Source organism: Zhongshania borealis, from assembly GCF_039539625.1.
In the GTDB taxonomy this organism is placed as follows: Bacteria; Pseudomonadota; Gammaproteobacteria; order Pseudomonadales; family Spongiibacteraceae; genus Spongiibacter; species Spongiibacter borealis.
Genome location: NZ_BAABDM010000014.1, coordinates 33,893 through 53,730, shown reverse-complemented (window position 1 = coordinate 53,730; position 19,838 = coordinate 33,893). Strand labels below are relative to the sequence as shown.

Sequence of the window (19,838 nt, the reverse complement as noted above, 5' to 3'; positions counted from 1 at the left end):
AGCTGTATTTTCGGCTTCGCTTTGCAATAGCCAATAGTGGCTTAATGTCCTTTGATGCGCGTAAAGAATCACCGTGAACTTTGTATCGGTGGCTGATTATGGCGAGTGCCTTGTTATAAACAAAACGTACAGCGCCAAACTGCCGATCCAATTCGGCTTTTGCCTGATCGTTCGGATACAGCCTGACTTTCATTGCGCGTAACATGAAGATGAATATACTGTATGTATACCCAGCCATCAAGGTTGTCGTATGCATGAAGATGCGATCCGAAAGCGGCATAGCGTAACGCTACTTTATGTCCATTTGGTGTTCACAACCAAGTATCGTCGGAAGGTATTAACCGGGCAACACATATGGGATCTGTCTTGGGCATTTAAGCATGTATGCGCCAAGCATGGCTGTGAACTCGAGCAATTCGATGGTGAGCGCGATCATGTTCATCTACTTGTGAAATATCCGCCGCGCATTTCGGTGTCTTGGCTCGCGAATCAACTTAAAGCTACCGGATCACGACGGCTGAGGGGCCTGCACTCTGACTTGCGGAGGTTATCGAAAAGTTCTGCTCTTTGGAGTCGATCCTATTTTGCCTGCTCTGCCGGTGTACCGACTATAGACATTCGGCAGTACATCGAGCAACAAGAAACCCCACCAGGCTAGCGCCTGGACGCCTTATATCCGCGCCCTAAAAGGGGCGAGGGTTTACGGCGCAACTGCTAAATCAGCCTGCAGATCCGCGCGGTAGGATGAACGCACCATCGGTGCGCTGGCAACGCTTTTAAAACCAAGCTCTTTTGCGATACGACCAAACTCTTCAAATTCCTCTGGCGTCACAAAGCGATCGACGGGCAAATGATCACGGCTAGGCTGAAGATATTGGCCCATAGTGATCATGTCGATATTGTGGGCACGCATGTCCTTCATAACCTGAATCAGTTCTTCAGCGGTTTCACCCAGCCCAAGCATTAGGCCTGACTTGGTCAACACATCGGGACGGCGTTCTTTGTATTTCTTAAGAAGATCCAGTGACCACTGGTAATCTGAACCAGGGCGGATTTTCTTATACAAGCTGGGCACGGATTCCAAGTTGTGATTGAACACATCGGGCGCTTCTTTTTCGAGAATATCCAGTGCAACATCCATGCGACCACGGAAATCTGGCACCAATATTTCAATACGGATTTTTGAGCTGCGCTCGCGAGTTTCGCGAATACAATCAGCAAAATGCTGAGCGCCGCCATCGCGCAGATCATCGCGGTCTACCGAGGTAATAACCACGTATTTAAGCTGCATTTCGGCAATGGCCTCAGCCAATTCCCGTGGTTCGTTTTCAGCTAGCGCGTTAGGACGACCATGAGCGACATCACAGAAAGGACAACGCCGGGTGCAAATTTCACCCATAATCATAAATGTGGCGGTGCCACCGCTAAAGCACTCGCCCAAATTTGGACAGGCCGCCTCTTCACAGACCGATGCCAATTTATGCTTACGCAGAATACTTTTAATGCGACCAATTTCTGGGCCCGCAGGCATTTTCACCCGAATCCACGACGGCTTTGTTGGCAGCTCAACAGTGGGGATTACTTTAATGGGGATGCGTGCGACTTTTTCTGCGCCGCGCAGTTTCTCGCCCTGCACTACTTTTTTAGCCGCTTTATTCGGCGCTGATTTACCGACGATTTCGACGGCGATTTGATCAGTTTCGGTTTTCATAATTCCCCCAAGGTCTCCGGCAGCGCGTGTTCGCTTGCCTCTCGACAATTTAAATAGCCTAGCAGCCCAGCTAATTCTGCGCTCAAAGCCTGAATAAGTTCAGCTTGTGACGGCGGTGCGGTATTGCGCTGACGACGAATATCAGTCACTTCCATACCTTGATGACCACAGGGGTTGATGCGTAAAAACACACTCAAATCCATGTCAATATTCAAGCTCAATCCGTGAAACGTACAACCACGACGCACTCGCAAGCCCAGTTGCGCAATTTTTGCACCACTCTCAACATATACGCCCGGTGCGTCAGCACGAGGGTGCGCAGCAATACCCAATTTAGCCAATACGGCTACAATACTGTTTTCAATTGCAGTGACTAAGTCGCGAATACCGATTCCCAAGCGCCGTAAATCGATTAACACATAACCAACCAATTGACCTGGACCGTGGTAGGTCACCTGCCCACCGCGATCCACCTGCACCACTGGAATATCACCCGGCATCAATATATGTTCAGCCTTGCCAGCCTGCCCCTGGGTGAACACTGCATCGTGCTCTAAAAACCATAGTTCGTCTGGGCTATCGGCATCGCGAACATCAGTGTACTGCTGCATAGCGCGCCACACCGGCTCATAGGATTGACGACCGAGCTTGCGTACATAGATTGAGTCGGGGCGGCTCATCACAACACCATTTTAACGATGCCAGTCGCCTTTAAATCGGTAAAAATATTATCTAATTGCGATTTACCCGTTGCGGTTATCGTCACCGTAACAGAGACAAAACGACCCTCGCTACTGGCACGTTCAGTGATAATAGTTTCGTCAAAATCACCGGCATGGATACGCATAATTTCAATAACCCGTTCACGCAGATTGGCGTCACCATTGCCGATCACCTTGATCGGGTATGCGCAGGGAAATTCTAATAGCGGGGGATTGTCATTCATAAAATAGTCCGCGCCGCCGCAGGCGGCGCTTTGCTTATTCAATAGCGAAAGTGATCTGTAGACACTCGCCTCAGGAAACCAAATTTAAAAAGAATAAAATAATGCTGTCCCACAGACGTTTAAATATACCGCCTTCCTCAACCGCCTCGAGAGCAACCAGCGGGACTCGTACCTTTTCGGCGCCATCTAAACTCACCACCAGCTCTCCGTATTCTTCATCGGCGGCAATGGGTGCAGTGAGCACTTCGTCGACAACCAATTGGGCATCGAGGGCTTCGCTCTTGCCGCGAGGAATCGTCATATAGACGTCTTTCTGCACGCCAAGAGTCACGGTATCGCTACCGCCCTTCCAGACCTTGCTGCGAGTCAGCTCGCTACCGCCAGCATAGAGATGGTGAGTTTCATAGTAACGGAAGCCATAAGAAAGCAACTTTTGGGTTTCACGTTCACGGGCACGCTCGCCGCTCGCGCCCATCACGACTGATATCAAGCGCATGCCATCACGTTTAGCCGAGGTCACCAAGCAGTAGCCAGCTTCAGCAGTGTGGCCAGTTTTTAAGCCGTCAACACTAGGGTCGCTCCACAGTAGGCCATTACGGTTACTTTGGCGTATGCCGTTATAGACAAATTCGCGCTCGCTATAGAGTTGGTATTCTTGAGGGAAACCAATGATAGCCTTGGCCAAAAGAGCTAAATCCCGTGCCGTAGTATAGTGATCGGGATCAGGTAAGCCGTGGGAGTTCATGAAATGGCTATTGTGCATACCCAACATACCGGCATGTTGATTCATAATCCCCGCAAAGGCGTCTTCGCTACCAGCAAGATGCTCTGCCACCGCGACGCTGGAATCGTTACCCGAAGAGATCACTACACCCTTGTGCAAATCATGCAGCGCTACTTGCTTGCCGACTTCAATCCACATCAACGATGAACCGTTAAAGATGGGGTTCTGCGCCCACGCGTTTTTGCTGATAGTCACCATATCGTCATTGCTGACTTCGCCGCGCTCCAGCTCGTAAGACAGTACGTAGCTGGTCATCAACTTGGTTAAACTGGCTGGCGGTAAACGCTGATCGGCATTGTGCTCAATTAATACTTGGCCACTATTCGCATCCATCAGCAAATACGCCGACGCAGCCACACCCGGGGCCGCAGGAATAAGATTTGCCTGTGACCACACGCCCGAGGACATCAACAAACCCGCTGTAAACGCCAAAAACCTTTGCTTAAACATAGCTGCCTTTTCTGATTTCGTGAACGATTTAAGAGTCGTTGGCCTCAACCACCAAATGGGGTTTTCCTGACCAGCGCTGCTTCAATACTTTTTTCGCGGCCTGAGCCGAGTAATAATCAATAAATGGGCCTACCCGAACTCGGTGCAAGCTTTTACCGTGATCGCCACTGCTGGCAATTAATACTGGATAGCCTAAACCCGCGCTTAAATTGCGCTGCAACTCCGTTGCCGAGTTTAGCTCCTTAAAGGCACCGACCTGCAAATAATAACGAGTAGCATCAGCACCGCTAACTACCGCACTATTATCCGTGTCTATGATCTCAATTTCCACCGGTGCGGTGCCCTGATCAGAAAATCCGAGCTTTACCGCGGCAGCATATGACAGATCCATTATTCGGTCAGAATGAAATGGGCCACGATCATTCACGCGAACAACGGCCGTGCGGCCATTGCGCAAATTAGTCACTTTGACATAAACCGGAATCGGCAAAGTACGATGCGCCGCAGTCATCTCATAAAGGCTGTATATTTCACCATTAGAGGTCGCATGGCCGTCGAACTTGGTGCCATACCATGACGCGATACCACGCTCTTTGTAACGGCGATGATCTTCAAGCAAGGTATATTCCTTGCCGTTCACTATATACGGACTGACATTCCCCGACGTTCGAATCGCCTCATAACGCGGCATGGCATCAGCGATTGTTGCAGGATCTAAACGAATCAGCGGCGCGCCATCTTGCTGCTGCTGATAGCGGCCGTGATTGGTGGGCTTGGGTGTCGTTGATGCAGATGAGTCAGTGCCGCTGCCTGGCACCCGCTGCACGGGTGCACAGGCCGCGAGCAGCATGAGTACAGCAACACAGAAAACAAGACGCAGACTCAAGATCCAGCCACCCCATTGAACTTCGCCTCAATCAACTGGCTCAACTGGTAAGCCGCCATCGCATACATCGCGCTGTGGTTATAACGGGTAATAACATAGAAATTTGGCAGTCCAATCCAATATTCATCGCCGTCATCACCATCAAGGCGCATCGCAGTCGCCTTCAACTCTGGCGATAAGGCGCGATCGCTGCCTATACCGGCTTTGCTCAATTGGAGAACGGTTTTTTCCGGTTTTAGACCAGCATTAAACAAGCTGGTGTCGGCGTTCTCTTTCAGCACGGCGCCACTGACTACCGGCTGCCCAGCGCGCCAACCGTGACGTTTGAAGTAGTTAGCGACACTACCGATGGCATCGACTGGATTGTTCACAATATCTACTACACCGTCGCCGTCAAAGTCGACTGCGTAAGCGCGATAGCTGCTTGGGATAAACTGACCAAAACCCATCGCGCCAGCGTAAGAGCCTTTTAACTCGAAAGGTTCAAAGCTCTGTTCCCGGACCATCAACATGTATTCTTCCAATTGGCCAAGGAAAAACGTGCTGCGCCGCGGGAAGTCAAAACCCAATGTCGCCAGTGCATCGACGACACGATAGCTGCCTTTATTGCGCCCAAAACGTGTTTCAACACCGATAATACCAACAATCATCGACGCCGGTACGCCGTATTCCCGCTCGGCACGAGCCAAAGTAGTACGGTGCTCTTGCCAAAACTCAGCGCCTTGCGCAACTCTGGAATCTTGGATGAATATTTTCCGGTAACGCCCCCACGTCATCACTGACTCAGCGGGTCGAGACATGGCATCTAGTATCGATTGCTTCGGCTCAGCCCCCTTAAGCATCGAGACAACCCAATCCCGGTCAAAGTTATGCTTTTCAACCATCTTATTAACAAATGCTTCGGCACCAGGATGAGCACTATAATCTGCCAAACTTGGGCCGGTAAGCAGCAGAGCAGCAGCCATACCGCCGCATAACTGTTTGAACATGACTTTTAGCTTATTTTGTTTTTTCACAGTAAATCCTATTATCACTGGTGCACTAAGCGCTCATCGGCGCAAATACCCATCAAAATCCCAAACCCCACCAACAGTGTTACTAGCGAGGTACCGCCCTGACTCACCAGAGGTAAAGGAACACCTACCACCGGCAGTAAACCCGAGACCATTCCCATGTTCACAAAGACATAGACAAAGAAAGTCAGGATAATACTCCCGCCTAATAAACGGCCGAAACATTGTTTTGCCTGACTGGCGATCCAAAGACCACGACTAACGATCAAACCATAGAGTAACAATAACAGCAAAACCCCACGCAGGCCGAATTCCTCGGCAAGCACGGCAATAATAAAATCGGTGTGGCTTTCGGGCAAAAAATCCAGATGTGACTGGGTACCCAGTAGCCAACCCTTGCCTTCAAAACCTCCTGAGCCAATCGCCGTTTTCGACTGAATAATATTCCAGCCCGCGCCAAGTTTATCGCTCTCAGGATTAAGCATAGTCAGGATGCGTTGGCGCTGATAGTCATGCAGCAAAAATTCCCATATCGGGTACGCCATTACCGCTAATAAACCAAAGCAGGAAAAAATAAAGCCCCAACTAATGCCGGCCAAAAACAGCACAAAAACCCCAGACGTCGCGATTAAAATCGAGGTGCCTAAATCTGGCTGGATAATAATCAAGCCTGTTGGCACAAAAATTAGCACCAAACTCATAAAAGTATGGCGAAAACCCGGCGGCAGCGGGTGGCTCGACAAATACCACGCGAGCGCCATTGGCATGACTAACTTCGCAATCTCTGACGGTTGAAAGCGAAAGCCACCTATCGCTAGCCAACGCTGTGCACCCTTGGCGCCTACCCCCACAAAATCCACCGCAAGCAAAAGCAACACACAGCCAATATAGGCAAACGGCGCCCAGCGCTGCAATTGCTCAGGATGAAGCTGGGCAACCAAAAGCATCACCACAAACGCGACGGACAAATAACGCCCTTGGCGCATTACCGCACCCATGTCGCCGTCACTTGCGCTATACAGTACCGCTAAACCAACACCGCTTAATATCAGCAGTAAGATCAAAAGGGGAATATCAATACGCAGGCGCTGACTAATTGTGCGCTGACTGCTTATGCTGCGGTTACTTCCAGGCAGCTGACGTACAAAATCGGAATTATTCATCTACCCACACCTCAGGCGTGATATCCATTGGCATAGGGGCCGCGTTCGGATCGCCAAGCAAGTATGCTTCGAATACTTTGCGCGCCGCCGGTCCAGCGACACTGCCACCGTGTTCGCCATTCTCAATGACCACCGACACTGCAATCTGCGGATCTTCTGCAGGAGCAAACGCCACAAATAGCGCGTGATCCCAGTTGCGCTTATGCAGCGTGCTGGAATCGTATTTTTCACCCGCGGCAATACCGACAACCTGCGCGGTGCCGGTTTTTGCCGCCAAACGGTAGGTTAGTCCCGCTTTGAGCCCGCGGGCAGTACCTCGCGAACCTACCACCACCTGCTCCATGGCGCGTGTAATAGCATCCCAATGCGCAGCCGGTATGTTATCCATTCGACCCAGCACTGGCGCCACCACGGGCTCGCCATCTACCGACGCCAGTAGTCGCGGCGCCCGCAATTCACCTCGTGAGGCTACCACCGAGGTCGCTACCGCCAGCTGCAACGGCGTTGCCAGCATAAAACCTTGGCCAATCCCGACACTAATGGTCTCACCTGGATACCAGTGACTATTGCGCACCTCTTCTTTCCACGTCCGCGACGGCAGTATACCACTGCGCTCATTAGTGTTATCGATACCCGTGGGCACCCCTAAACCAAAGTGCACACCAAAATCATGAAGGCGGTCGATTCCAAGCTTATAAGCAAGCTCATAAAAATACACATCACAGGATTCCACAATCGCCTGCTCTAAGTTCATCGACGCTCCATGACCGCCCCGCTTCCAATCGCGGTAACGGCGCGTATCATTCGGTAAACTAAACCAGCCGGGGTCGGCAATTCTGGTGGAGGAAGTGACCGTACCGTAATGCAAGCCGGCCAAGCCCCAAATCGGTTTGATGGTAGAGGCCGGCGGGTACTGCCCCTGCAAAGCGCGATTATATAGAGGCAGATCCGGATCATTCTGCAGCCCGCTATAATCTGCACTACTGATTCCATTAACAAACAAATTGGCGTCGTAACTCGGGGTGCTCACCATCGCAATAATACCGCCCGTTTTCGGGTCCATTGCGACTATTGCGCCGCGCTGGCCCTCTAGCGCATCAAAAGCAACTTTCTGCACATAGGCGTCGACGTTAAGGTGAATATCACCGCCGGGCTGCGGATCATGCCGTTCCAGCACCCGTAAAATACGTCCGTGGGCGTTACTCTCAACGTTTTGGTAACCTACCGTGCCGTGGAGTAATTCTTCGTAGTATTTTTCTAAACCAATTTTACCAATGTGATGAGTGCCGCTGTAATTAACTGGGTCAATATCATCCAACTCTCGCTCACTAATCCGGCCAACGTACCCTAATACATGGGCAAATAGCTCGCCGTGAGGGTAGTGCCGCACCAATTGCGCATCGATCTCCACCCCCGGAATGCGGTAACGATTTACAGCTATTTTGGCAATTTCCTCATCGCTTACCCTAAATTTTAAGGGTACCGCTTCATAAGGTCGACGGCGACTTAGGCGCTTGCGAAACTGTTCAATATCATCGTCGGCAAGCGGGATCAGCTCGCCAATAATAGCCAAGGTGTCATCCAGCGAAGCTACACGCTCTTTAACAACCGTGAGGGTATAACTCGGGATGTTTTCTGCCAATAACACGCCGTTGCGATCAAAAATTAATCCGCGCTTAGGCGCAATGGGCAATAATTGAATACGATTGCGATCAGAATGGGTTTTGTAAATATTGTAATCGGTGATTTGCAACTGCCCGTAACGGGCAATCAAAATCGATGTCATGGTAATGACAAAAATAATAGAAATCGCCACCCTATGGCGGTATACCCGGCGTTCATAATGGGTGTTTTTAAGTTGCTGACGCCTAGTCATAGTAGACAGCCATCAGCGATGATAAGGGTGGTTATTGTTTATCGTCCACGCTCGGTAAAGCTGCTCCGCGAACAACACCCGCACTAGCGGGTGGGGCAAAGTCATCGCTGAAAGCGACCATTTCTGCCGAGCCAAACTTAAACACTTGGCGCTAAGCCCATCAGGACCGCCAACTAAAATACTGACATTGTCCCCATCCATCTGCCAATTTGCCAACGCCTCAGCCAATCCATGGGTACTAACCGCTTTGCCTAATACGTCTAACGCAATAACGCGATCGCCAGCTGGAATAGCCGCGATCATTGCCTCGCCCTCTTGGCTAATCGCGCGGCGAATATCCGTATTCTTGCCCCGCTTAGGCAGGGGCAATTCTTTAATATCAAACTGAATCTCGGCGGGCAGGCGCTTACGATACTCGGCAACACCTTCCTCAACCCAAGCGGGCATTTTAGTGCCAATGCAAATAAGGCTAACTCGCATTAGGCTCTGGCTCTGAGCCTGGCTCTGGCACCTGCCACAGACGTTCTAGATCATAAAACACACGGGCTTCCGGCAACATAACGTGCACAACCACGTCACCTAAATCGACCAACACCCACTCACCGGTCTCTTGGCCTTCCATACCAATTGGCACCAGGCCTTTCTTTTTTACTTCTACCCAAACATTGTCTGCCAAGGATTTAACATGGCGATTAGAGGTGCCACTGCACACCACCATATAATCCGTTACGCCACTCATGCCACGTACATCGAGGGTCACAATTTCCCGGCCTTTTACATCTTCAAGGGCGTCCTGCACCAGCTTTTGGAGTTGTTCAGCATTCATCAAACGGGTATTCCTATGTATTTCACTGTGTATATAAACCGTGTTCAGCGATATAGTCCGCGACAACGTCGGGAACAAGGTAACGAATTGACCTGCCAGACGCCAAGCGTCGACGGATATCAGTGGCCGAAATCGGCAACTGGATCAAACCTAAATCATAAAACCCACCCGCACTGCGTGCTGTCAGTGCAGATGCAGAACCAAGCCGGCGTCCGGCCACAAATTCCGCGACCTGCACGTCCATTCCCAACGGATAGTCCGCGCGGTGTAGAACTAGCACATTAGCCAAACTAAACAGTGCTTGCCAATCTCGCCAGCGGTGCAATTTATTAAAAGCATCACTGCCCATAGTCACCGTTATCGAAATATTACTACCGCGCTCCGCCCGCAATTCCCTGAGCGTATCCACGGTATATGATGGGGTCTCCCGCAATAATTCACGGCCATCAACCACCAGTCCAGGCTCCTGCGCCACCGCAGCGCTAACCATCGCCAAACGCTGCAGACTATCTGCCCCCGGTTCGCCCCGCAATGGCGGCCGGTGACTGGGCAATAACGCCAATTCATCCACACCTAAGGCTTCTTTAATTTCGATCGCAGTGCGCAGATGGCCGTGGTGAATCGGATCAAAGGTGCCGCCAAAAATGGCCAACGAGGCTCGCGGCCCGGCGGTCTTCGCAAGCGACTCAGTCATTTAGTTACGAATATGGCCATCGCCAAGTACCACGTACTTCTGCGAAGTCAAACCCTCGAGCCCCACTGGGCCGCGAGCGTGAATTTTGTCGGTCGAAATACCAATCTCGGCGCCCAGACCATATTCAAAACCATCGGCAAAGCGTGTTGAGGCATTAATCATCACTGAGCTGGAATCGACTTCCCGTAAAAAGCGGCGACCGGTCGTATAGTTTTCGGTCACAATCGATTCAGTGTGAGCAGAGCTATAACGCGCAATATGATCCATGGCCTCATTAACGTCGGCCACCACTTTAATCGACAGTATCGCGGCCAAATACTCGGTACCCCAATCCTCGTCACTCGCCTCCACTGCCCCCATCAGTATTTGCCGAGTGCGCGGGCAACCGCGCAGCTCAACACCTTTGGCATCTAGGGCATCAGCAATACTGGGCAATAATTCTTCAGCTCGACTCTCAGCAATCAGCAAGGTTTCCATGGTATTGCAGGTGCCGTAGCGGTGGGTTTTTGCATTTACTGCAATCGCTAGCGCTTTATCAGCATCAGCGGCGTCATCGATATAGACATGGCATATACCGTCGAGGTGCTTTATCACCGTTACCGTCGCGTCGCGGGAAATTCGCTCAATCAAGCCCTTTCCGCCGCGCGGCACAACCACGTCGACAAATTCAGGCATGGTAATGAGTTCACCCACCGCCGCGCGGTCAGTGGTTTCTAGAACCTGCACCGCATGTTCAGGCAGACCTGCAGCCACTAAACCTTCACGAATACAGGCAGCCAGCGCCTGATTGGAGTGAATTGCCTCCGAGCCACCACGCAAAATCGCGGCATTGCCAGATTTCAAACACAGGCTCGCCGCCTCGACTGTCACATTGGGGCGCGATTCATAAATGATCCCAATAACACCCAAGGGCACTCGCATTTTACCCACTTGAATACCGCTGGGCCGATAATTTAAATCGGTAATGGCGCCGACAGGGTCAGCCAAGGCCGCAACTTGGGTCAAACCTTCGATAATGCCGGCAATACCCGCAGCATTAAGCGCCAAACGATCCAATAACGCGGCATCTAGGCCAGAGGCCTCACCAGCAGCGACATCCTTGGCATTAGCGGCAAGAATCTCGTCACGCCGGGCATCAACAGCCGTCGCGATTGCCAACAGGGCGCGATTCTTAACACCGGTATCAGCGGCAGCAACCAATCGGGATGCTATCCGAGCCTGACGCCCGAGCTGATTCATATACTGCTTAATTTCCATGGCCCTACTAACCCTCTCACCTTTGCGCGACCACAAAGGTCAATACCTACCTATTCCCCCCATGCGAAGGAAGGAAAAATGACCGCTAGTATAACGGATTGGAAAAGGACTCACTATCGACAATATCTACAGTCAGCTTTGCGCTTAGCTCGATATGGCGTCAACAATGTCATGGAGGGCGTCTAAACGCGCGAGCGGCTCGTCAATGCCAAGAATTTGATAAGCATCAGCGGCAGGCAGCGGCAGCAATTGCGCAAGGCTATTTGCTAAAGCACCCGCCGACGCCACATTCAACTGCATCCCCAAACGCTCAACATGCGGATGCTCACCCAATTGCTGCAATAAATCATGCAGCTCTGTGCTCCTCGGCGGTAAAGGCACATCCTCCTGCTCAGGCAGCCAGCTTATTTTGCCCATGTATAGACCGCTCTTGTCTTGGCGAGCGGATTCAATGCTAAAGCGCCGACGCCCCTCGACCACAATTCCTAGCAGCCCATCTGGCAACTGGTCCCAGTCAGCAATATGCGCTTCAGTACCAATTACAGCTAACGCGGTTTGGGGCTCACTAGGTTTAAGTACCTCGGCGCCGCCTTCAGCCAGCCAAACAATGCCGAAACTTTGCTGATTACGCAGAGAATTACGAATTAAATCTATGTAGCGACGTTCAAAAATTCGCAAGCCCATCCGCCCGCCCGGCAGCAACACTGTATTCAGCGGGAATAGCGGTAGCTCTTGATCAACGTCCAGCGTGGAATCAGACATGCCCTTCCGGCCCTAAGGGTTTCACAACTAAGATTAATTTAGGCAACAGCAACATGGCACCCAACAAAGCCGCTACCATCGCTAGACCCGTTAGCAAACCGAAATAAATACTCGGAGTGAAATTTGATAAGGCCAAAATCGAAAAGCCAAATACAATAATGACCGAGGTGTAGTACATTGCTTTACCAATACTGGCATGACAGCGGTACATCGTCGCAATATAGTTGCGGTCTTTCGGAAATTCTTCTTTAAATCGATGCACGTAATGAATGGTGTCATCTACACCAATACCCACCGTAATCGCCGCAATGGTGATCGTCATCATATCTAAAGGAATGCCTGCCAAGCCCATTCCGCCCAATACCGCACCCGCCGCCAGCAAATTTGGTGTTAGGGCAATCATGGCGAGGCTCAGTGAGCGAAACAACACCATAAACATGGCCAGTATCGCCACAAATACGGCACTCAACGTCATAATCTGCGAGGTAAACAAGCTTTGCAGCATATTGTTATATAAAACCAACATTCCAGTAAGATGCACTTGCTCAGGCTCAAAGCCCAGTTCATTAACCAAATGATCTTCAATATCAATTAACAACTGCTTGCGATTAAGAGTACGGCTAGTTTCCTTCACCCGCACGCTAATGCGCACTTGGTCTACTTCGGACGACATATAGGGATCAATCAAAATTGACGAGATCGACTCCGGCAGCGAACGCTGGGCCAGCGCCAACTGAAGGTCGTCGACATTACCCATTATGATTTGCATCAACTCATAAAAGGTCGACAGTGACAACACCTTGCCGGTCTCCGGAAAACTATCGACATAGTCGTGTACGGATTTGATCCGCTGCAGGCCGGCAACAGTAAACCACTCGCTCTGGGCTGCGCCGCCACCGCTAAAGTCGTCGCCAAAGTCATCGGCAAAATCATTACTGAAATCGTCGAAATCATCGCCACCCGCGCTCGCAGGTGCTGCCACGGCGGGCGCCTTTTTAGGTAGATCCAAAATAATATCGAGGGGAATTGTACCGCCCAACTCGGCGTCAATAGTTTCCATGCCCTGATAAATTTCAGTAGTGTCGTGAAAATAATCAATAAAGCGGTTTTCAACCTTGAGCTGCGAGATTCCCACGACACTCAAGACCAGCAAGCCCAACGACACGACAATAATCGTTTTCCCGTAATGCTCGGCTGCCTGCGCAAAATAGCGTGTAGACCCACCCGATTCAGCACTCGCTACCTTTTCGGCGCGGGGCTTTAAAAGCATTAGCACGCAGGGCATCACAATGAAGGTCAAAATTAGTGCCGATGTCACCCCGATCGTCATCATCCAGCCAAAATCAATTACCGGCCGAATGCCGCTGACCACCAAGGACGCAAAGGCGACCAAAGTCGTTAACGAAGTGTAAATACAGGGCCGCAACATCACCCTAACCGTTTGCGACACCAGCGTAAATTGATCCGCCCCGGGTTGCGCAGCTGCGTATTCACGGAAACGCACCACCAAGTGAATTGTGACCGATAATGTGATGATTAACAGCAAGGCAACAAAATTTGCAGAGATAACCGTGAGCCGCCAATCGAGAAAACTCAGCAAGCCCAGCATAAATACCACATTCAACACGCAGGTCGACAAGGGAATAAGCACCCAGCGCAGGCTGCGGAAAATAACCACCAACAACGCGACAATAAACAGTAGTATTCCCGCACCAAATACCCGCAAATCACTTTTAACAAAGGCTATCATATCCACCGCGATCATCGGCACGCCGCCGAGAAACACCGTAGCATCATCGCGATAATCATTAACAATATCTCGCGCAAGAGCGACTAACTCCGCCTGCTGGTCGTGCGCCTGAGCGGTATAATCAGCAAAGGTTTTTTCTAATGTCGCCAGCTCGGCCTGTTCCCCAGCACTGGCATTTTGTGCAGTTACTTTCGCGCGCAGATCATCGCGCTGATTAAGCAATTCGAAGTAGCGCTCATCGCGATTGATATTCACTTGTATTGCCGTTGTACTGCCGTCGGTACTCGTCAGCAGGGACTTGTATATAGGGCTGGTTGATAACTCTTCACGAACCAGCGCCATATCAACACCCGGCGTACGCAGGGTTGGAATATCGCCGGCCGTCACCTGGCTCAAGGACACTCGAGGGCTTTCCAAAAGTGGCACATCCAAAATAGACGTCACCGAGGAAATATTGGGCAAAGCCGCCATGCGGTCACGAATTTCACCTATGGTTTGCAGCTGCTCAGGAGCAAACAAATCGCCCTTGGGCTGGTAGGTCACCAAGAGAAAATCTTCCGAACCATAGCGTTTGCTTATTTCTCGGTAATACGCCAGCGACTCGTCGCCTTCCAATACCAGCGCATCGGCTGAGGCATCTAACTGCAAAGTCGGAATATAACTCCCCAACCAGCCGACAAGGGCGAGTAATATCGCTAAAACCCAAAAGGCATTACGCAGTATTACGCGTTGATACACCGACAATAACATTGCACTCATAGTTGTCCCTTAAGCATCGTATATTGCCGACTTCGCTAGCCCGGCTCTCTTTATAAAATCGATTATTACTCGCCCCAGCGCGGCAGCAGATCCTGCGGCACACCGAGGTGATCCAAAATTCTCGCCACCACAAAATCAATTAAATCAGCGACGCTCTGCGGTTTGCGGTAAAAACCCGGCGAGGCCGGCATTACCGTCGCGCCCATTTGCGTCAAACTGAGCATATGCTGCAAGTGAATCGCCGACAGCGGCATTTCTCTTGGCACCAAAATTAATTGGCGACGCTCTTTGAGCGCAACATCCGCAGCACGTTCAATTAAATTGTTACTGGCTCCGCAGGCAATGGCTGAAAGCGTTCCCGTGCTCGCCGGACACACCACCATCGAGCTCGGCGCGCCACTGCCCGACGCGACTGCCGCCATCCAGTCTTCAGGACCATGCACCTTGAGTTGCTCAGGCGTACATTTAAAGCGCTCGCATAAATATCGCGACAAAACTGCAGGCTTAGCCGGTAGCGTTTCATCCGTCTCCGTAGCGACCACTAACAGCGCCGCCTTAGAAATCATGAAATGCACTTCGCAACCCGCCGCCAATAGACATTCCAGCAAGCGCAAACCGTATTGCGCACCAGAGGCGCCGGTCATCGCCAAGGTTACCGATTTCATTCGGCCGACTCCCAACGCTTGCGCAGTGCCGCAATTAAACGCTGATGAACACCGCCAAAGCCGCCGTTGCTCATGATGACCAAATGATCCCCGGCCGACAGGCTGGCACTAAGTTCGGCAATAGTCTGACTAAGATCCACACTTAACCTTGCACGGCTCGCGCTCGCGGCAATCACAGAGTCCAGCGACCAATCCAAACCCGGCGGCTGATACCAAATGACCTCATCGGCATCCTCGGTCGCGGGTGCCATCCGGTCCTTATATATACCCATACGCATGGTGTTAGAGCGCGGTTCTATCAACGCAACAATTCGCCCTTCGCTAACCCGGCCCCGCAAACCTTCGAGTGTCGTCGCAATTGCAGTTGGGTGGTGAGCAAAATCATCGTAAACGGAAATACCCCCAACAGTCGCCAGCAATTCCATGCGCCGCTTTACGCCCTGAAATTGATTTAATGCCTCAATCCCATCTTTGGGTTGAACACCAATATGGTGGGCTGCAGCCAAGGTCACTAGGGCATTATTCACATTATGCGCGCCAGTGTGAGACCAGTTCACTCGCCCCTGCGGCACCCCGTTATACAAAACATCGAACTGGGAGAAATCACTGCTTACCACCTTCGCCTGCCAATCTGCCGCTTCGCCAGCCTTGCTACTGACGCGCTCGATCTCGCTCCAGCACCCCATATCGAGCACTTCGTTTAAGGCTGGCTCGCCGGCGGGAATCACGATACGACCAATCGCAGGAACAGTACGCACCAAATGATGGAACTGACGTTGGATTGCGGCCAAATCAGGGAAAATATCCGCGTGGTCAAATTCTAGGTTATTTAGAATGGCCGTGTATGGCCGGTAGTGGACAAATTTGGAACGCTTATCAAAGAAAGCACTGTCGTACTCATCCGCCTCTATAACAAAGAAGTCGGATTCCCCAAGCCGCGCCGACAAACCGAAATCTGCAGGCACCCCACCAATTAAAAAGCCAGGTTGGTAACCGCAATCCTCCAAAACCCACGCTAGCATGCTACTGGTCGTGGTTTTTCCGTGCGTGCCCGCGCAGGCTAACACCCAGCGACTCTGCAACACATTATCGCTAAGCCACTGCGGCCCAGAGGTGTAGGGAATTCCACGATTAAGCACGTGCTCAACCGCCGGATTACCTCGGGACATTGCATTGCCAATAATCACCAAGTCGGGCTCCGGCGACAGATGCGCCGCCTCGTAGCCTTCCATCAGGGTAATACCCTGAGACTCTAACTGGGTGCTCATCGGCGGATAGACATTGGCATCGGAGCCAGTAACGGTATGACCTAACTCGCGAGCGAGAATAGCCAAGCCACCCATAAAGGTGCCGCAAATACCTAAGATATGAAGGTGCATAATTTAAAAAACGCCACACGAAAAAGTCTGTGTGGCATGGTATCACTGCTATGGCGCCAGCTCTACGCCGACACACCGCATTGCGCGATTACCGCAGCGAGTTAGGGCACATAGCTAATAGGGTAGTTGGGGTAGGTAAAGGTAGGCACTGATTTTGCCTCAAATTTCAGCATACGGACCCGCTGTAACAGTTTATCCTTTAAATCTGGATTAAAAAAACTGGATGATACTATTTTAGCGTCACTCACTGAGCCATTCGGCTGAATGGTTAGGCTCACAACCACAGTACCAGCACGAATGGTGCTGTCTTTACGGGCTGCCCGATTAAAAATAGCGTAAAAGCCTGTTTTGCTACGATCAAAAGCCAGCTGAATCTCTTCTAAACTGCGCGAAGGCTTGGCATTTCCGCCGCCACCGCCACTAACTGCGGTTGAGCGCGAGGGAATCGCAGCCAGCTCCTCAGTGTTATGACTCCCAATACCGGTATTGCTCTGCTGACCGCTAACGCTGCGCTGGCCCACTGCGCCATGCCCAGCGCTATTTTTACTCGCCGAGAGGCGATCTGCACTCGTTTCGGCCGGCTCGCTGCTTACCATGCCACGATCACGTAGATTTTTTTCAGAAACAACCACGCTATCGCTGGTATCGCGCATTTGCGCTAATTGCTGGCTAAATGCCATCACCCCTGCCTGCGCTGCAGTCGCCTTTGCCGCAGCCCGGCGCCGCGCTGCTGCCGCTGCGGCATCTTCGGCCTGCTTCTGTACATTAAGCGGTTTGGGCGCCGGCGCGGCTACAGGCTTAGGCTTTACTGGCTCTACTTTTTTAACGGCTGCGGCGGCAACCGGTTTTGGTTTGGGCTTTGCTATCACGGGCTTCGGCGCCGGTTTGGCAACGGGCAGCAGCTCTAAGGCATAGTTCGCAGCAGGCTTAAACGGTGTTAATTCCGGTTCGTCCATCACCCAAAACGGCAGCGCGAGCAATACCGCTATCAGCACGCTTATCACATTCCCCAGAATGCGCTTAAATCGCCGATCCGCAGCTAAGGTGATTCCCCAGTAGTCCGTGCCAAGAACCGCTTTCCCTGACACTAACTGAGCTGACAACAAGGTGCTCATGCTCCGCCTCCCTGAGCAATTTCTCGCACTGCGAGGGACACACGGTCAAATTTAGCATCGACGCAGGTAGCCAGTATCTTCTTTAACAAACTGTAAGGCGTATCCTTATCAGCAACAATATTAACATCGCGACCGCTCGCCCGCGCCTCGCCGCCTAGCTCTCTGGAATCAGTCGCGCCATCGTCCTCGGCATGAGGTATTAACTGGAGTTGCAACGCCGACGCCAACAGCCCCAGCACGCGCTGCTCTGATTGCAACGCTTCCTCAACACTCATAATCCGCGTTTCATCTAGCAAAATATCGTCGGCACTCACCGCAACCGTAACTGTGCGCTTGGCGTCGTCAGTCGCGATGGAGCTTGGTAACAGTAAATTCTTATACTCAGGAATAACCTCAACAACGAGTGCGTTCACCAAAAGGTAAAACACCAAAATCGCAAATATATCGATCAGCGACACGACGTTGATAGCAACATCGCGACCCGCTTGCTTGATCTTGCGATTCAATTTGCGCTCTTGCCGTCGACTCATGGCTGAATCTCCTTTGCGCCATTATTATCAACAGGCGCATCGCCCATCGAAATTGAAGGGAACAACACGGTACTGCCATCAACAGCAACACTACCGTCAGGATATTCGCGACTGCTATCCATTACCGCAACAATATCCGCGTAAGCAATATCCTCAGCAATAAATAAGGTCAATTTAGATTCAGTAGGGTGATCTTTTTTAATCTCGATCAACGCCTGTGTTAACCCGGCCGTGTCGTAGTCGGCGCCAACTTTCGGAAACTTTTTACGTAAACCTTCGCTGCTTACGATCTCCAAATAATCTTCAAATAAATTTACCGCCAAATCCAGCGCAGGCTCGTCACTAACAAGCGGCTGTTCGGATACCGATGGCAAACTTAATTTAAGCGCATGTAATTTACTTGCCGAAACAGAGGAGCCAACCAAAAGGAAAAACACCATCACTGCGAACACATCAATCATCGAAACAATATTTAGTTCGCCATCTGGCCGCTGACGCAGACGACGTTTCAACCGCCGCAAACGGCGTGAGCTGCGCGGTGCTTCATCGAATTCAGGCTCTATACCAAACATCGCACTCATTTCAGAACCTCAACGCTGTAGTGATTTGCTGCGGCTAATAACAGTCACAAACCGTGAGCATGCAGATTCCAAGGTGTCGACCAACTCGCCTGCCTGGCTTTGTAAATAAGCATGCGCAAAGAGCGAGGGAATCGCTACCATCAGGCCGAATGCGGTACAGCTCATGGCCTCCGAAATACCAGCCGATAATAAATTAGCTTTTTCAACTGGATCGGCGTTCCCGAGGGCGCCAAACGCAACTATCAGACCCAGTACCGTCCCCAATAAACCAAGTAACGTCGCTGCATTCGAAAAAGTCGCCAAGTAATGCGTGCGACGCTCAATAGCTGGCAGCAATGCCATCAATCCATCTTCAGTGGCGATTTCAACGTCGCTGCGACGGCTATCTATTCGCGCCTGCTCCAAGCCGCAGCTTAAAATATGAGCGACCGCCAACTTAGAATTGCCAACCAAATCTTCCGCTTCGCTGATTTTACCGGCACTTAACATCGGCCAAATCTTTTCCCAAAACTGCTTGTTATCACGAAGTGATTTATTCAAAAAAACAAAACGTTCAATACTTATTGCAACGGCAAATGCCAGCACCAGTGCAATGGGGTACATGAAGTGACCGCCATTGTTAAAAAACTCAATGAACGTCGATATAGCTTCCATAATTATTCCTCAAAATTAAAATCTAAAGTCCTAGCGT

General features: G+C 51.2%; 22 protein-coding genes. 1 reads left to right on the top strand and 21 read right to left on the bottom strand.

The genetic code is table 11. From position 1 onward, the window contains the following. Nucleotides 1-280, bottom strand: a 280-nt coding sequence (locus ABD836_RS19010; protein ID WP_344939102.1) for a helix-turn-helix domain-containing protein, incomplete at its 3' end; no start/stop codon positions are given. Here ABD836_RS19010 and tnpA point away from each other — a divergent pair. Then, the gene (gene tnpA, locus ABD836_RS19005) at nt 251-658 is read left to right on the top strand and encodes an IS200/IS605 family transposase (protein WP_344939100.1); all 408 of its coding nucleotides are present in this window, start codon (nt 251-253) and stop codon (nt 656-658) included. The genes ABD836_RS19010 and tnpA overlap by 30 nt on opposite strands. Before the next feature lie 42 nt (nt 659-700). Here the strand turns inward: tnpA and lipA are convergent, their stop codons facing one another. From lipA to ABD836_RS18905, 20 genes are all read right to left on the bottom strand, one after another. Further along, a complete protein-coding gene (gene lipA / locus ABD836_RS19000; protein ID WP_344939097.1) occupies nt 701-1,711 on the bottom strand; it encodes a lipoyl synthase in 1,011 nt (336 codons plus the stop codon). Continuing rightward, nucleotides 1,708-2,391, bottom strand: coding sequence for a lipoyl(octanoyl) transferase LipB (gene lipB, locus ABD836_RS18995; RefSeq protein WP_344939094.1), 684 nt, complete (start codon nt 2,389-2,391; stop codon nt 1,708-1,710). Before lipB ends, lipA begins: the two co-directional genes overlap by 4 nt. Then, nucleotides 2,391-2,657 (bottom strand): HP0495 family protein, encoded by a 267-nt coding sequence (locus ABD836_RS18990; protein WP_344939091.1) that lies wholly within the window; start codon nt 2,655-2,657, stop codon nt 2,391-2,393. The genes lipB and ABD836_RS18990 overlap by 1 nt, the downstream gene beginning before the upstream one ends. A gap of 70 nt (nt 2,658-2,727) precedes the next feature. Further along, a complete protein-coding gene (locus tag ABD836_RS18985; RefSeq protein WP_344939088.1) occupies nt 2,728-3,891 on the bottom strand; it encodes a D-alanyl-D-alanine carboxypeptidase family protein in 1,164 nt (387 codons plus the stop codon). 28 nt (nt 3,892-3,919) lie between these two features. Then, the gene (locus ABD836_RS18980) at nt 3,920-4,777 is read right to left on the bottom strand and encodes a septal ring lytic transglycosylase RlpA family protein (protein WP_344939085.1); all 858 of its coding nucleotides are present in this window, start codon (nt 4,775-4,777) and stop codon (nt 3,920-3,922) included. After that, nucleotides 4,774-5,766 carry a lytic murein transglycosylase B gene (gene mltB, locus ABD836_RS18975; protein WP_425583052.1) on the bottom strand — a complete coding sequence of 331 codons (993 nt, stop codon included), beginning with the start codon at nt 5,764-5,766 and terminating at the stop codon, nt 4,774-4,776. Before mltB ends, ABD836_RS18980 begins: the two co-directional genes overlap by 4 nt. Before the next feature lie 41 nt (nt 5,767-5,807). Then, nucleotides 5,808-6,953, bottom strand: coding sequence for a rod shape-determining protein RodA (gene rodA, locus ABD836_RS18970; protein WP_344939079.1), 1,146 nt, complete (start codon nt 6,951-6,953; stop codon nt 5,808-5,810). After that, nucleotides 6,946-8,829: a penicillin-binding protein 2 gene (gene mrdA / locus ABD836_RS18965; RefSeq protein ID WP_344939077.1), complete on the bottom strand. Its 1,884-nt coding sequence runs from the start codon at nt 8,827-8,829 to the stop codon at nt 6,946-6,948. The genes rodA and mrdA overlap by 8 nt, the downstream gene beginning before the upstream one ends. Nucleotides 8,830-8,841: 12 nt before the next feature. After that, on the bottom strand, nt 8,842-9,309 hold the full coding sequence (rlmH, locus tag ABD836_RS18960) for a 23S rRNA (pseudouridine(1915)-N(3))-methyltransferase RlmH (RefSeq protein ID WP_344939075.1): 468 nt from the start codon (nt 9,307-9,309) through the stop codon (nt 8,842-8,844). After that, nucleotides 9,299-9,655: a ribosome silencing factor gene (gene rsfS / locus ABD836_RS18955; RefSeq protein ID WP_344939073.1), complete on the bottom strand. Its 357-nt coding sequence runs from the start codon at nt 9,653-9,655 to the stop codon at nt 9,299-9,301. Before rsfS ends, rlmH begins: the two co-directional genes overlap by 11 nt. A gap of 22 nt (nt 9,656-9,677) precedes the next feature. Then, entirely contained in the window at nt 9,678-10,349 is a 672-nt protein-coding gene (nadD, locus tag ABD836_RS18950; protein ID WP_344939071.1) for a nicotinate-nucleotide adenylyltransferase, read from the bottom strand. After that, nucleotides 10,350-11,606 carry a glutamate-5-semialdehyde dehydrogenase gene (locus ABD836_RS18945; protein ID WP_344939068.1) on the bottom strand — a complete coding sequence of 419 codons (1,257 nt, stop codon included), beginning with the start codon at nt 11,604-11,606 and terminating at the stop codon, nt 10,350-10,352. It abuts the gene before it with no gap. 144 nt (nt 11,607-11,750) lie between these two features. Continuing rightward, complete coding sequence (locus ABD836_RS18940) at nt 11,751-12,368, bottom strand: LON peptidase substrate-binding domain-containing protein (RefSeq protein ID WP_344939066.1); 618 nt, start codon at nt 12,366-12,368, stop codon at nt 11,751-11,753. Further along, a complete protein-coding gene (locus tag ABD836_RS18935; RefSeq protein ID WP_344939063.1) occupies nt 12,361-14,877 on the bottom strand; it encodes an efflux RND transporter permease subunit in 2,517 nt (838 codons plus the stop codon). The genes ABD836_RS18940 and ABD836_RS18935 overlap by 8 nt, the downstream gene beginning before the upstream one ends. A 65-nt stretch (nt 14,878-14,942) precedes the next feature. Beyond that, a complete protein-coding gene (locus ABD836_RS18930; RefSeq protein WP_344939060.1) occupies nt 14,943-15,542 on the bottom strand; it encodes a flavin prenyltransferase UbiX in 600 nt (199 codons plus the stop codon). Further along, entirely contained in the window at nt 15,539-16,921 is a 1,383-nt protein-coding gene (gene mpl / locus ABD836_RS18925) for a UDP-N-acetylmuramate:L-alanyl-gamma-D-glutamyl-meso-diaminopimelate ligase (RefSeq protein ID WP_344939057.1), read from the bottom strand. Before mpl ends, ABD836_RS18930 begins: the two co-directional genes overlap by 4 nt. A gap of 101 nt (nt 16,922-17,022) precedes the next feature. After that, the gene (locus tag ABD836_RS18920; RefSeq protein ID WP_344939054.1) at nt 17,023-18,036 is read right to left on the bottom strand and encodes a TonB family protein; all 1,014 of its coding nucleotides are present in this window, start codon (nt 18,034-18,036) and stop codon (nt 17,023-17,025) included. Continuing rightward, a complete protein-coding gene (locus ABD836_RS18915; RefSeq protein ID WP_344939050.1) occupies nt 18,033-18,566 on the bottom strand; it encodes an ExbD/TolR family protein in 534 nt (177 codons plus the stop codon). The genes ABD836_RS18920 and ABD836_RS18915 overlap by 4 nt, the downstream gene beginning before the upstream one ends. Further along, entirely contained in the window at nt 18,563-19,147 is a 585-nt protein-coding gene (locus tag ABD836_RS18910; RefSeq protein WP_344939047.1) for an ExbD/TolR family protein, read from the bottom strand. Before ABD836_RS18910 ends, ABD836_RS18915 begins: the two co-directional genes overlap by 4 nt. Before the next feature lie 9 nt (nt 19,148-19,156). Then, the gene (locus ABD836_RS18905; RefSeq protein ID WP_344939044.1) at nt 19,157-19,801 is read right to left on the bottom strand and encodes a MotA/TolQ/ExbB proton channel family protein; all 645 of its coding nucleotides are present in this window, start codon (nt 19,799-19,801) and stop codon (nt 19,157-19,159) included. Nucleotides 19,802-19,838: the final 37 nt, after the last annotated feature.

What these genes read in the sequence shown, in the direction of transcription:
- nadD (WP_344939071.1), bottom strand. Translation starts at nt 10,349, where the DNA reads ATGACTGAGTCGCTTGCGAAGACCGCCGGGCCGCGAGCCTCGTTGGCC.
- lipB (WP_344939094.1), bottom strand. Translation starts at nt 2,391, where the DNA reads ATGAGCCGCCCCGACTCAATCTATGTACGCAAGCTCGGTCGTCAATCC.
- rsfS (WP_344939073.1), bottom strand. Translation starts at nt 9,655, where the DNA reads ATGAATGCTGAACAACTCCAAAAGCTGGTGCAGGACGCCCTTGAAGAT.
- ABD836_RS18930 (WP_344939060.1), bottom strand. Translation starts at nt 15,542, where the DNA reads ATGAAATCGGTAACCTTGGCGATGACCGGCGCCTCTGGTGCGCAATAC.
- ABD836_RS18985 (WP_344939088.1), bottom strand. Translation starts at nt 3,891, where the DNA reads ATGTTTAAGCAAAGGTTTTTGGCGTTTACAGCGGGTTTGTTGATGTCC.
- ABD836_RS18915 (WP_344939050.1), bottom strand. Translation starts at nt 18,566, where the DNA reads ATGAGTCGACGGCAAGAGCGCAAATTGAATCGCAAGATCAAGCAAGCG.
- ABD836_RS18990 (WP_344939091.1), bottom strand. Translation starts at nt 2,657, where the DNA reads ATGAATGACAATCCCCCGCTATTAGAATTTCCCTGCGCATACCCGATC.
- mpl (WP_344939057.1), bottom strand. Translation starts at nt 16,921, where the DNA reads ATGCACCTTCATATCTTAGGTATTTGCGGCACCTTTATGGGTGGCTTG.
- ABD836_RS18905 (WP_344939044.1), bottom strand. Translation starts at nt 19,801, where the DNA reads ATGGAAGCTATATCGACGTTCATTGAGTTTTTTAACAATGGCGGTCAC.
- rlmH (WP_344939075.1), bottom strand. Translation starts at nt 9,309, where the DNA reads ATGCGAGTTAGCCTTATTTGCATTGGCACTAAAATGCCCGCTTGGGTT.
- ABD836_RS18940 (WP_344939066.1), bottom strand. Translation starts at nt 12,368, where the DNA reads ATGTCTGATTCCACGCTGGACGTTGATCAAGAGCTACCGCTATTCCCG.
- mrdA (WP_344939077.1), bottom strand. Translation starts at nt 8,829, where the DNA reads ATGACTAGGCGTCAGCAACTTAAAAACACCCATTATGAACGCCGGGTA.
- ABD836_RS18935 (WP_344939063.1), bottom strand. Translation starts at nt 14,877, where the DNA reads ATGAGTGCAATGTTATTGTCGGTGTATCAACGCGTAATACTGCGTAAT.
- mltB (WP_425583052.1), bottom strand. Translation starts at nt 5,766, where the DNA reads ATGTTCAAACAGTTATGCGGCGGTATGGCTGCTGCTCTGCTGCTTACC.
- tnpA (WP_344939100.1), top strand. Translation starts at nt 251, where the DNA reads ATGCATGAAGATGCGATCCGAAAGCGGCATAGCGTAACGCTACTTTAT.
- ABD836_RS18920 (WP_344939054.1), bottom strand. Translation starts at nt 18,036, where the DNA reads ATGAGCACCTTGTTGTCAGCTCAGTTAGTGTCAGGGAAAGCGGTTCTT.
- rodA (WP_344939079.1), bottom strand. Translation starts at nt 6,953, where the DNA reads ATGAATAATTCCGATTTTGTACGTCAGCTGCCTGGAAGTAACCGCAGC.
- lipA (WP_344939097.1), bottom strand. Translation starts at nt 1,711, where the DNA reads ATGAAAACCGAAACTGATCAAATCGCCGTCGAAATCGTCGGTAAATCA.
- ABD836_RS18910 (WP_344939047.1), bottom strand. Translation starts at nt 19,147, where the DNA reads ATGAGTGCGATGTTTGGTATAGAGCCTGAATTCGATGAAGCACCGCGC.
- ABD836_RS18945 (WP_344939068.1), bottom strand. Translation starts at nt 11,606, where the DNA reads ATGGAAATTAAGCAGTATATGAATCAGCTCGGGCGTCAGGCTCGGATA.